Source organism: Rheinheimera sp., assembly GCF_036568245.1.
In the GTDB taxonomy this organism is placed as follows: domain Bacteria; phylum Pseudomonadota; class Gammaproteobacteria; order Enterobacterales; family Alteromonadaceae; genus Alishewanella.
The window spans coordinates 1-12,191 of sequence record NZ_DATCSY010000318.1; the positions used below are offsets into that span (position 1 = coordinate 1).

At 49.5% G+C, this 12,191-nt stretch carries 15 protein-coding genes and 1 riboswitch; of the genes, 3 read left to right on the forward strand and 12 right to left on the reverse strand.

The window, feature by feature from the left end:
• Positions 1-233, forward strand: a 233-nt coding sequence (locus tag VIN66_RS14150) for a hypothetical protein (RefSeq protein WP_331924583.1), incomplete at its 5' end; no start/stop codon positions are given.
• Here the strand turns inward: VIN66_RS14150 and VIN66_RS14155 are convergent.
• From VIN66_RS14155 to VIN66_RS14175, 5 genes are all read right to left on the reverse strand, one after another.
• Entirely contained in the window at positions 234-1,043 is an 810-nt protein-coding gene (locus VIN66_RS14155) for a cobalamin-binding protein (protein WP_331924584.1), read from the reverse strand.
• Positions 1,040-1,645, reverse strand: a complete 606-nt coding sequence (gene cobO, locus VIN66_RS14160) for a cob(I)yrinic acid a,c-diamide adenosyltransferase (protein WP_331924585.1) — start codon at positions 1,643-1,645, stop codon at positions 1,040-1,042. Before cobO ends, VIN66_RS14155 begins: the two co-directional genes overlap by 4 nt.
• Before the next feature lie 9 nt (positions 1,646-1,654).
• The gene (locus VIN66_RS14165) at positions 1,655-2,659 is read right to left on the reverse strand and encodes an iron ABC transporter permease (protein WP_331924586.1); all 1,005 of its coding nucleotides are present in this window, start codon (positions 2,657-2,659) and stop codon (positions 1,655-1,657) included.
• A complete protein-coding gene (locus VIN66_RS14170) occupies positions 2,653-3,432 on the reverse strand; it encodes an ABC transporter ATP-binding protein (RefSeq protein ID WP_331924587.1) in 780 nt (259 codons plus the stop codon). Before VIN66_RS14170 ends, VIN66_RS14165 begins: the two co-directional genes overlap by 7 nt.
• Positions 3,433-3,507: 75 nt before the next feature.
• Positions 3,508-3,688, reverse strand: a riboswitch (cobalamin riboswitch).
• Positions 3,689-3,773: 85 nt separating this feature from the next.
• A complete protein-coding gene (locus VIN66_RS14175) occupies positions 3,774-4,163 on the reverse strand; it encodes a hypothetical protein (RefSeq protein WP_331924588.1) in 390 nt (129 codons plus the stop codon).
• A 240-nt stretch (positions 4,164-4,403) separates the two neighbouring features.
• Between VIN66_RS14175 and VIN66_RS14180 the strand changes: the two genes are divergently transcribed.
• A complete protein-coding gene (locus VIN66_RS14180; RefSeq protein ID WP_331924589.1) occupies positions 4,404-5,414 on the forward strand; it encodes a PHB depolymerase family esterase in 1,011 nt (336 codons plus the stop codon).
• Between the two features lie 14 nt (positions 5,415-5,428).
• Here the strand turns inward: VIN66_RS14180 and VIN66_RS14185 are convergent, their stop codons facing one another.
• The 3 genes from VIN66_RS14185 to VIN66_RS14195 form a co-directional block, all read right to left on the reverse strand.
• A complete protein-coding gene (locus tag VIN66_RS14185) occupies positions 5,429-6,181 on the reverse strand; it encodes a MipA/OmpV family protein (RefSeq protein WP_331924590.1) in 753 nt (250 codons plus the stop codon).
• A 99-nt stretch (positions 6,182-6,280) separates the two neighbouring features.
• Positions 6,281-6,850, reverse strand: a complete 570-nt coding sequence (locus VIN66_RS14190; RefSeq protein WP_331924591.1) for a hypothetical protein — start codon at positions 6,848-6,850, stop codon at positions 6,281-6,283.
• An 84-nt stretch (positions 6,851-6,934) separates the two neighbouring features.
• On the reverse strand, positions 6,935-8,215 hold the full coding sequence (locus VIN66_RS14195; RefSeq protein WP_331924592.1) for an MgtC/SapB family protein: 1,281 nt from the start codon (positions 8,213-8,215) through the stop codon (positions 6,935-6,937).
• A 149-nt stretch (positions 8,216-8,364) separates the two neighbouring features.
• On the opposite strand from VIN66_RS14195, the gene VIN66_RS14200 reads away from it, so the two are divergent.
• Entirely contained in the window at positions 8,365-8,913 is a 549-nt protein-coding gene (locus tag VIN66_RS14200) for a YaeQ family protein (RefSeq protein WP_331924593.1), read from the forward strand.
• A 12-nt stretch (positions 8,914-8,925) separates the two neighbouring features.
• Here VIN66_RS14200 and VIN66_RS14205 read toward each other — a convergent pair whose 3' ends face one another.
• The 4 genes from VIN66_RS14205 to apbC all read right to left on the reverse strand — a co-directional run.
• Complete coding sequence (locus VIN66_RS14205; RefSeq protein WP_331924594.1) at positions 8,926-9,501, reverse strand: glutathione S-transferase family protein; 576 nt, start codon at positions 9,499-9,501, stop codon at positions 8,926-8,928.
• The gene (locus VIN66_RS14210; protein ID WP_331924595.1) at positions 9,498-10,397 is read right to left on the reverse strand and encodes a DMT family transporter; all 900 of its coding nucleotides are present in this window, start codon (positions 10,395-10,397) and stop codon (positions 9,498-9,500) included. The genes VIN66_RS14205 and VIN66_RS14210 overlap by 4 nt, the downstream gene beginning before the upstream one ends.
• 176 nt (positions 10,398-10,573) lie before the next feature.
• Positions 10,574-11,164 (reverse strand): dCTP deaminase, encoded by a 591-nt coding sequence (dcd, locus tag VIN66_RS14215; protein ID WP_134055142.1) that lies wholly within the window; start codon positions 11,162-11,164, stop codon positions 10,574-10,576.
• A gap of 1 nt (position 11,165) precedes the next feature.
• Positions 11,166-12,191 (reverse strand): iron-sulfur cluster carrier protein ApbC (gene apbC, locus VIN66_RS14220; protein WP_331924596.1); only part of this gene is annotated, 1,026 nt, incomplete at its 5' end.

Consider the following 12,191-nt stretch of genomic DNA (forward strand, 5'->3'; position numbering starts at 1 on the left):
AGAATGAGCTTGGCGCCAGCATTAAAGCGGCAGACGTCGACGCTGTTTATGACAAGCTACAACAATACAATAGTCTGGTGCCAACAGACTTCTCGCTGCATGTTTCGCTGCGGCGAAAACTGGCAGATAAATATTTAAGCCTTTCGGGCGAGCTACTGCAATCGAATCAGGTGCGTACGGCTGAGCGCTTAATGCGCCGGGCTAATGAACTGATGAGTAGTATTGCCAGCTGATCAGCGGTAATGATCGACCCCCTGGCAGAGTTGCTGAATACCCAGCAGTGTGCGGGGGGTAGTACGAAACAGATAATCTGCATTTACGGTTAGAAAATGCCCCGCTTTCACTGCTGGCAAGGACTGAAATGTTTTCCAAAAGCGAAAATCAGCACTGCGCCCCTGCCCGGCGGGCTGAATAATCACCTCAGGCTGAGTCAGTAACACTTGCTCAATACCCACTTGCGGATAATCACCTTTCACCTTTGCAAACGGATTTTCAGCCCGGCACAGCGCTAATATCTGTTGCGGCCAGGCATTGTTCGCTACGGTGCTTAATGGCGTTGTACCCATAGCAAAAAATACCGTTACCGGCGTTTTATGCTGATATTGCTGCCTCTGTTGGTTCAACTGCGCCTTAAATTGCTCCGCCTGCTGCTGCGCCAAGGGCTGTAAGCCGGTAAGCTCGCCCAGCATTATTAACTCTTCGGCAATATCATCCAGTGTCAAAGGATCTGAGAATGCAACTTCGATACCCAGCTGCTGCAAACGTTTGACATCAGCCTGCGGATTGCCGGTACGCCAGGCAATAACCAGATCAGGCTGCAACGCCAGCACGGCTTCAATGTTAATACTGGCATAATTTGCCACACTGGGAAGATCAGCAGCCTGTTCCGGATAATCACTGTAATCACTCACCGCAACCAGCCTGTCACCTGCACCAATGGCATACAACATTTCAGTAATATGCGGGGCTAATGCAATAATGCGCTGCTCTGCCCACGCCAAGCTGCTGTTTAACAACAATATCAACATCAACCAGCGCTTCACCAGTCAACCCCCTTCTGCGCTTTCACGCCGCTGTCAAATGCATGCTTTACGTTTTGTACTTCACTGACGGTATCTGCCAGCTCAATCAATCGCCGGTGACAGGCGCGGCCTGTGATTACCACATGCTGAGTCGCAGGACGAGACATTAATGCGCGCTCTATCCGGTCCAGTTCTATGTAATGATAACTGAGCATATAAGTGAGCTCGTCAAGCAGCACCAGATCGATAGCATCATCGGCTAAAAACTGCTCTGCCTGTTGCCACACCAGCTCAGCGGCAGCTATATCAGCCGTTTTATCCTGCGTATCCCAGGTAAAACCGGTTGCCATAACCGCAAACTGTACACCATGTTGTTGCAGCAAGTTCCGTTCACCACAATCCCAGTTTCCCTTTATAAACTGCGCTACTGCGGCTTTCTGACCATGCCCGACTGCGCGCGCGACAGTGCCAAAACCTGACGTTGATTTACCTTTGCCGTTACCCGTTATTACCAGTAATAAACCTTTGTCTTCAGTTGCAGCGGCGATGGCGCTGTCAACCTGCACTTTCAGGCGCTGTTGCCGCTCACGGTGGCGTTGTTGTTTCTGCTGTTCTGAGCTCATAGGTTATCGCTATAGCCGTTGCCGGCGCATTATAAGTAAAAAGAATATGCTGCCTGCCAGCGAGGTAATAACCCCCAGGGGAATTTCCTGCTGTGGCAAAATTAAACGGGCCAGATTATCAACCCAAATCATAAACAAGGCACCAACCACTGCCGATCCCAATAACAAGCGCACCGACGTAACACCAAAAAAATGCCTGACAATATGCGGCACCATCAGACCGACAAAGGCTATGCCTCCACATTGCGATACGATACAAGCGGTCAGTAATGCCGTTGCCAGTAACAATATCAGGCGCAACCGTAATGTATTAACGCCAAGCGTACATGCACTTTCATCACTAAACAGTAACGCATCCAGTTGTCTGCGAAACGCCAGTGCCAATAGCAATACTATTAACGTCACCGGTGCCAACAACGCAACGCTGTACCAGTCAGTGCGGCTTAAACTCCCCATCAGCCAGAACATGATGCGGTTAGCCGCGAAAGGCTCGGCAAAATACAAAATAAAGCTGCTTATCGCACTTAGCATAAAAGACACGGCAACGCCTGCCAGCAAGGTAATTTCTACTTTACGCCAGCGCTGGCCTGCGCAGACAGCAAATACCAGTGCCACTGCAAACAGTGCACCGGCAAAAGCACCTAAAGCCATACTTACCATCTGCGGCGGCAGCACGACACTGACAAGGGTGGCGCCTAGACCGGCGCCAGCCATCAGACCAAATAAATAAGGATCGGCCAGCGGATTGCGGCTGGCGTTTTGTAAAATAGCACCGCAAATTGCCAGACCGGCTCCCACTAATACCGCAGTCAGTATGCGGGGCAGCCTTATCTGCCAGACAATAGTATTTAACAACTCGGCATTGATTGGCAGGTTAAAACCCTGTCCAGTCAGTAAACCAAACACTTCGCTGATACTTAGCTTAACACTACCAAACGTCAGGCTTAACAGCACGCTGACTAATAGCAAAATAACAGTGCCCGCCATCATACGGCCGTAATGACGTCTTAGCATCGGTTACCACCAAAATCAGGCAAAAATGTGAGCTGAAGCTTCTGTAGCTGCGGATGTAAATAGGTATGACAGTTCATACCAAAAACCGGCTGCAACAAGGCCTTGGTCAGCACCTGGTCTGGCGGGCCAAAAGCACACTGTACTCCTTGGTCCAATAACAACAGCTTATCGCAGTACATCGCTGCCAGATTTAAGTCATGCAGACAAGCCAAAGCCGGAATGCCCAAATTGCGTACCAACTGCAATATCTGATGTTGAAATTTTACGTCCAGATGATTCGTAGGTTCATCAAGCAGCAGTATGGCTGGCTGTTGCACCAGAGCGCGTGCAATATAAAGTCGCTGCAGCTCACCACCTGACAGCGTATCAACCTGTTGTGTTGTTTTATGTTCCAGCCCTACTTTTTGTAACGCCTGGTTTATGCACTCATCATCTTCACTGTTGTTAAGTTCAAACCAGCTTTTGCGGGGTAAAAGCCCCATAGCGGCGACCTGGTGCACAGTTAAACTAAACAATGGAGGGGAATTCTGACTCACGACAGCCACAGTGCGTGCCAGCTTTGCCGCAGTGTACTGCTGCACCGGTATGTTTTTTAGCAATACTGCGCCACTGTCAGCGATATACTGATTACATAATAAACGCAGCAGGCTGCTTTTACCGGCGCCGTTTGGCCCAATAATGCCGATAAATTCACCTGATTGCAGTGAAAAACTAATATTCTGCAAGATAGGCTTATTGTCTAAGCGAAGAGAAACCGCAGATACATTCAGCAAAACCAACTCCTGATAAAGGCAGCAGCCGGCCTGCGAAGTGCATGGCATGGTGCTGCTGTGAGCTCCCGCACAGAGGCATAACGCTAAGCTTAAGCAGGTATCCTGACTTGATGTGGTAACCCACAATCATCCTTCCCAGCGCAAAGCCAGTGGTTATAGATTGCAGCACATCTTACAGTTGCGGGTACAGTGCAGGCTTCTCACCTGCTTCCCTGTCTGGCGGGTATCAAACCGCCCTAAAGCTCGGCACAGTGTAACAGAAATATATCTTTGCAGGCATAACAAAACCGCCGGTTTGAAGCCGGCGGTTTTGTTATCAGGATTGAATATTATGTATGGGTTTAGTCCAGCGCACTTAACAGCGTTTTATCCAAGCCATCTTCGTTCAATATTTTTACAATCGCCTGACAATGTTCAATGGTGAAGTCGCCGTCAGCAATTTGCGCATTTAGCATATTGCGTCTTTTCATCACGATATCAGATACCATTTTCTGATCTGAACCGGCTTTATCCATCTTGCCATTAAGTTTATCCAAAAATGGATAAAGATTCTTTTCAGCATCGTAAGCCGCAGAGCGTACTGCAGGGTGGAAGTCTTCACAGGCATTAAGGTTTAGCAGATAAAAGTTCAGATAACCGGCAACGGTCACCAGTTTATAATCCTGAGTATTAGCTATTGCAGCGGAGGAAAACACTGCTGCCGCAATAATTGCACTTGCCCATTTTTTCATTATGACTTCCTGTTTTTCAGCTTGCGATGCTATTCAATCTAACCACAAAGCCGGCGTTTTGCAACGTTAAGATGCTAAAAAGCAACGCATCATATTATATAGATAAGCTGACACGGCAAGAGCAAATTGCGCTCAGCTATTTTCCCCAGGGTACGCACAGCCAGCTGTACTAAAGCCTTATTGATCCATGCTACTTAATGTGCAAAATTTAACGCTAAACCATTCTGTTATGGAGTTTTTATGCGCTTAGTCACTCTAGCTGCCCTGCTGCTATCCACCCCGTCCTCGTTTGCTCTGACAAACGACGTTTCAGCTATCAGCAAGCTGGATCTGGACGAAACGATTACCGTATCAGGCTTATCCAGCGGTGCTTACATGGCAGGTCAATATCATCAGGCATTTGCCAGTCAGGTCAAAGGTGTTGCCATGTTAGCCGGCGGACCGGTGTATTGTGCGCAGAACAGTCTCGGGCTGGCATTAGAGCATTGCTTTAACAAAGACACCAGCGCGCCAGACCTTGCAGTAATTGAACAGTACCTCACGGCTGCACGCGAAACTGACAAACTTGCACCGCTCAGTGCACAGGCAGATGATAAGGTATGGATCTTAAACGGCACTGAAGACAAGACAGTACAACCAAAGCTGGGGGCCTTGCTGTACCAACAATACCAGCGCTGGGTTAAACCAGAGAATATCGTGTTCGTCGATGACAAAGCGTTTGCGCACACCTTTCCGACAGACCGCAATGACCTGGGTAATTGCAGCCAGTCAGAACCACCGTATCTGGCAAGTTGCAACTACGATGCCGCAGGCACTTTGCTTAACCACCTCATCGGCGACATTAAACCTAAAGCCGCAACCACGACCGGCGAGCTTGTCGAGATAAATCAACATCAGTTATCTAAAGCTGCGACAACCACTCTGGCTAAAACCGGTTATCTGTATATCCCGCAGCGCTGCGCCGCTGGCGAACCATGCCAGCTGCATGTTAGTTTCCACGGTTGCAAGCAAAATGCAGACAACGTCGGTGACGCGTACACCACAGGCACAGGCTTAAATAACTACGCAGATACCAACAATATTGTTATTTTGTACCCACAAACGCAGGCAAGTAATATCAACCCGTTTAACCCCAATGCCTGCTGGGATTGGTGGGGCTATACCGGAGCCGACTACGCAACAACTAATGGCCCTCAGCTGCAGGCCGTGCATCAGTTAGTACAAGCTTTACTGCGCGGGCCAAAGCAGTAACAACTAACTGCAACTTAGAAGAACCGCGACCAGGAAATAAATGCCGACAGCCCGGTATCACGATCGGTTAACGGGCTGTCACTGATACTGCTGCCATACCATTTGTGCTCAATACCCAATCGTGTCATGCCACCGAACAACAGCGGTGTACTAACCGCTAAGCCTGCCGTGTAATTCCATGCGCCATCGGCGCTATAAGCAGAGCGTCCGGTAGTAGCCTCGTCTTCGCGAACACCATAATAATAATCAACCAGGTCGCTGTTGGCATAACTGACAGCAAACTTAGGTTCAAAGATGACAGCCTTAAAACGGTAGTTATAACTTACTGCCAGCGTCGATTCCTGGCCGTTGGAATTGCCAAGTAAGTCAAATACCGTATCCGCTTCCAGCAACCAGTCTTGCTGACGCAGCTGTACCGCTATACCACCATCCAGAGAATCTTTTCGCTTTGCCATATCGGCAAAGACTGTACTGTCGGACTGATCAAAGCCATCAAAACGTGGAGCCAGCTTGGCATTTATACTGAAATTACCAAGCTCAGCTAACTTATAACTGACAAAAGGACCATATACCGAGAGCTTATCGCCCCGATAACCCAGGATTGGCAAAGGTATAGTACGGTTGCTGTAACCGCGATAAATCTCCTGGTTAACGCCGACACCTATGCCGTAAAGAAAGCCAGCCTGGGCTTCCTGTGCGGCTGCCGTATGACTGCCAAGCATCGCTAACGCCAGTACAGAGCAAGAAACAGAATAATTACGCTTCATCAGATACCCTATATTTGTCGTGAATATTTCATTTGAAGCATAACAACATAAATTATTTACCATTTTATGTCTGTAATTAATGGTGTCGATTCATTTGCCTCATTCACGGCCTGAATTGGCTACACCTGCGGGTAGTAACTGCTCTACACCGCCAAGACGTTTAGCAATTTGCATTATCCTGTCATTGTGTCTGGCCAGAGCAGTTTTATCTTCTGCAGTCAGACAGCCTGTCAGCGTCTGATAGTACTGCTGCCCCCGCCTGATGCTTTTTTCTGCATTTTGCCGCTGCGCTGCAGGCACGAACATCAACGCCTGCTGCGATACCTGTAATGCTGGCTGAATACTGTCCAGTACCGGCCAGGTCACTTTTGCACTTAGCTCAACAAATTGCTGTGGGGTAAACCCATGTTGTTTAACCAGCTGTTCAATTTGTTTCTGATAGTTTTTGTCTTTTTCCTGCGCACTTAATTGCTGGTAATGCTTTGACCAGTCACAATGCTGCTGCAGATTAAATTGGTTATTTTGCGGCCTTTGCTGTAGCTGCTGTAATTTTGGGATCATTAGTTCAAGCTGATCCAGGTTGTGATCAGTCAGCACCGTTTCGGCAGCCAACGGCACAGAAACACAAGCAGCCAGGGTAAGCGCGGTAATAGTTTTCGCGGTAAACATAGGATCTCCAGAATACGTTTTAGCTGCATCACAACATTAGCAGTATCACAACAAAGGTTTGCTTAACACAGCCTGAAATAATCGTCAGCGGAAAAACAATGCCGCTAAACCACCAGACAGGATAACCAGCGTAGCGACAAGCAGCTTATTTGCCAGCACACGACTGCCAAGCGCAAACACCAGCATACATTTGACCACAGTGTTGCTAAGCGCCGCTATCGTCACGCCAGCCGCCGCCACAGTCAGCGCATCCGGCAGACGCCTCGCATAGTCGGTCATCGACAAGGTTACAGCATCTACATCTGTCATACCGGCAACTGCAGCCACTAAGTACAAGCCTTCAGCCGCTGCATATTGCTCGGTAAGCTTTACCAGCAGCAGTATCACGGCAAACAAAATGCCAAATTTGATCGCTGCGACCAGACTAAAAGGGTTACTGACTTTCAGCGCGCTGTGCTGTGGTGACACATAACGCCGACTTCCCAACCAATAGTACACACCTGCCATAACGGCGGTTAACAGCGCCATAGCTGCAAATGGCAGTAATAAGGTTGCCAGCAACGGTTGATACACAATAGCTACCGTGACCAGCACACGGATAAACATCACCAGCCACGCCAGTAAAACACCACATGCCTGCGTATCTGCAGCCAAAGGGTCACTTTCCAGCTTACTGCTGCGGGCAAAGCTGAGCGTAGCTGCGGTTGATGACGCCAAACCACCGCTGATCCCTGTTACCACGGTGCCATGAGCAGTGCCGAGCCAGCGCACTGCTATATAACCCAGCAACGACATTGATGAAATCAGGATCACCAGTAACCATAGCCGGTAAGGATTAAGCGCCTGCCACGGGTCAATCGCATGGTTCGGCAGCAGTGGCAGCACAATAAAACTGGCAATCAGCAGCTTTAAACCGGCATACATATCATCAATGTCAATTTTTGCCACCAGCCCATGCAGCGGTTGTTTAAAGGTTAAAATGGCAGAAGTAAGAATGCCCAGCATCACCGCCAGCTCTGCATAGCCAAACATAATGGCGCCGCCTAGCAGACACACGGTAATAGCACTTATTTCACTTGTCAGACCGGGTGATGCCGCCGTACGTTGGTTCTCCAGCACGTAGGCGGCAATAACCGCCAGCGCCACTATCAATACCGTGATTACAAAAAGCCAGGGCGACTGCAGATGCAAGGATAGCCAGGCGGATATAGCGCCTGCCTGAGCAAACAAAATGTAGGTTCGAAGGCCGCCAAAATTACCGGGATGTTCGCTACGCCGATGCTTTTCCCGCTCGACCCCTACCAGGGCGCCAAGCAACAATGCGATTAAAAAATTTTGCACCATCACAAAGTCAAACTCTGACATTTTTACGTTAACTCAGTTATTTAGCTAAATCTGGCATCAGCATAGCGCAATTTATACTTCCATGTCATTGAGATAAACACAGCGTGAAATTGAGCCGCCACACCGAACGCGGTACACTCAGCGGCCAATAGCTCAATGCAGGTTTATATATGGCATTAAAAGCCACTGTTTTTAAAGTTCAGCTGCAAATAGCAGATATGGACAGACACTATTATCAGGATCATAGCCTGACAATTGCACAGCATCCTTCAGAAAATAACGAGCGCATGATGGTGCGCCTGCTGGCTTTTGCGCTCAATGCCAGCCCAACGCTCGCCTTTACAAAAGGCTTAAGTGCTGAAGATGATGAGCCGGAACTGTGGGATACCTCGCTCGACGGAGAAATACAACTGTGGGTTGAATTTGGCCAGAGTGATGAAAAATGGCTAAGAAAAGCCGCCGGGCGTGCCAGACAGGTGCAATTATTTTGTTATGGTGGCAGAAGTGTGCCGGTGTGGTGGAAAAGCAGCCAGCAAGCACTGGAGCGTTACAGCAACCTGAAAGTCATCGACATACCGGAAGAAGCCGTTAAAGCAATGGCCGGATTGGTTGACCGCACTATGCAGTTACAGTGCAATATCAGTGAAGGCCAGATCTGGCTATCAAATCAGGATCAGAGTGTGCTGATTGAACCTGTGCTGCTAAAAGCAGCACAGTGAGCACCGCCGCGCCTACCCCAGGCGCGGATCTGTTTCATTTATCATCGCTTGTTGGCGATTACTGTTCGTAAACGCCAGCAATGCAGGATAATCATCCAGTTCCATCAGTTCGCGAAACAGCGTCCAGTCAACCAGGCTATACAATGCCATTGCAACATAGTCCCAGTTGGCAAACTCGCCATTGGCGGCCTGTTGCTCCAATACAAACAGGGATGTTGCCACCCGCTCACGCTGCAGATTAAAAAACAGCTTGTCGTCGTTCGTATTGAAACCGCTGCGGTTACACTGCAGCAGCATCACCAGAGAATCATTGACAGCATTAATCACCGTCAGCTGATTTTCCTGATACCAGCTCAGTGCGTCCAATCCCAGCTTAGCGGCCAGATAACGGTATATCACTGCGGAATCAAAGATAGCGCGGTCGCCATCTTGCAGCATCGGAATGCGCAACGCCGGGTTAATGGCTGCGAGCGTCTCGCGGTCAGCTCCGGCGAAAATGTTCAGATTAACAAACTCATGCGGTGTACTGGCCAAAAGTAAGCGGATCCGCCGCACATAAGGCGATGTTTGTGAACCATAAAGTTTCATGCTTGCTCCTTAACAGGCGCCGGGGCGCGTAGAGATTGGATACTAAAACCACTGACCAGTGCTGTACCGGCAATAACAGAGGCGGCACCGGCCAGCGTATGCCAGCCGATCTGCTCCTGTAAAAAGACATGGCCCCACAACACACCAAATACCGGGATCAGAAAAGTCACAGTAAGTGTCGGGGTTGCACCCAAATCCTGCACCAGACGAAAGTACAGCAGATAGGCAATACCAGTACAAACAATACCAAGTGCCAGCACAGCCATTAAGCTCTGGTGTGCCGGCTCTGCTACCGGCAACGGGATAAACCATAGCAACGGCAGTAGCCATAAACTGGCGCCCCACATACTGCCATGAGCGTTGATAAAGGCCGGTACCGGCTTCGCCAGCCGGGTATACCAGGTCGCGATACCGTAGCAACAGGCAGCGCCAGCAGCGGCGGCGATCGCCGGTATCGCTGCGCTATCAGAAACCACCGCATCAAAGCCAACCAACACCGAGACACCGGCGATACCAAGAACCAGACCGCTTGCCAGCCGCAAAGACATTGTCTGACGGAAAAACAGCCAGCCGATAACAGCGCCCCACAGCGGCGCCGTTGCATTAAGTACGGCAAGCAATGAAGCCGTCAATGTCTGGGCAGCATAGGCAAATAATAAAAACGGCAACGCAGTGTTAAAGAAACTCAGTATCATAAAATGCGCGGCATGAGCTCGAAGTGGTAATGCGCGTTTTAGCACCAGCGCGACCAAAGCCAGAAAGACAGCGGCCGACAATACCCGGCCAAACATCAGCCAGGCAGGCCCGAGCTCTGGCACTGCAATACGCATAAATAAGAAAGAGGCGCCCCAGATAGCAGCGAGAGATAACAAACGAACGATACTACCAGGCCCCACCTTTGCCTCCAACGAGTATTTTTTTTACCATTTACACGATAAAAAGGCGGAATTATTCACAATACAACATTGCCAAGCTATGCAGCTTTATTGCATAATCATCCCGCTTCATTTTTGCTTTATAGCTTTCGGCCCACGTTTTTGCGTGGGCTTTTTACTTTTACAGCCGACAGCGTTCAGCCTTTATCATCATGACCAATTCGGCTGGCTACCGCGCCGGTTTGTTGCTGGTACTTTGCATCCAGCCGTTTGTTATAAGGCCGCTCTGCAGCGCCTGTCATCAGCTCAAAGTTCAGGGCGCCGATTTTCATTTTTGGCCGAAGCGCTAGCGGCAATTTACCACTGTTATAAAACTCCAGCACAATGTTGCCCGACCAGCCCGGGTCAATACGGTGTGCGGTTACGTGTACCATCAGGCCCAAACGTGCCAGCGATGAGCGGCCATCAAGCCAGCCTACGATATCAGCAGGCAGCGTGACGGACTCCAGTGTCATGGCCAGTGCCAGCTCACCGGGGTGCAGAATAAATTTATCGCCGTCCGCAATGTAAATTTCGTCACTCATTACACTGTTGAGCGCTTTATCTACTTCGGCTCTTGGCCCACTTAAATCGATATAGGGTGCGGCATGAGCCTGAAACACGCGGAACTTGTTGCCAAGGCGGATATCCACACTGACGCCGCTGATCATATCGGTGTCTGGCATCGGCTCAATTTTAATTTTACCTTCAGCTAAATGGCGTTCTATATCGCGGTCACACAATCTCATCTTAATCGTCCGTTATAATAATTTCAGGCTGGCTTGCCTGCTGTACAGAGGTTTGCCAATGTAAAGCCAGTATTAATTGCCGGCTGATTGTACGGTAAATTTGTGCCACTGGCTGCTCTTTTAATACAACAGGTATGCCAAGATCTGCCTGCTCGCGGATTTGCTTTTGCAGTGGTAACTGGCCAAGTACCGGCACCTGGTAACGCTCGGCCAGCAACACGCCACCTTCTGTACCAAAAATATCATCGCGTGTGCCACAATGACCACACAGATAAAAACTCATGTTTTCAACCAGGCCGGCAATTGGAATATTAACCTGGCGAAACATACTGATGGCTTTTTGCGCATCAGCAAGTGCGACATCCTGTGGCGTCGTGACCACTACCGCAGCAGTAACAGGCAGCTTTTGCGCCATGGTCAGCTGAATATCCCCGGTGCCGGGCGGCATATCGACAATCAGATAATCCAGCTCTGGCCACAGTGTTTCATTGAGTAGTTGTAGCAGCGCCTGACTGGCCATAGGCCCGCGCCACACCGAGGCCTGCAACGGGTCAACCAGAAATCCGATAGACTGAAGGTACACGCCGTGCGCAAATTTAGGTTGCATCAGTTTGTTATCCGCCGAGGTGATTTTCTCTCCGCTTAACCCCAGCATTGTCGGTATAGATGGACCATAAATGTCTGCATCTAACAGGCCAACCTTCGCCCCTTCCAGCGCCAGCGCCGCAGCAATGTTGACAGCTGTGGTCGATTTACCCACTCCACCCTTACCGGAAGCCACCAGCACAATATGCTTAATATCTTTAAAGGCGGTATTCGCGTCTGACTGATAGCCGATTTGCACGCTGTACGCAAAGCCTGCATCGTTAAGCGCTTGCTGCAACGCAGCAGTCACTGACAGCAGCGGTAGCTTTAACTGAACCTGCAGTACATTTTTATTCATGCTGACAGTTTGCAGTACTAACGATAACGGTGCACCGCTTTCAGGTAGTTGCCATTGCTGTAACCACTGTAACAGCGCTTCAGG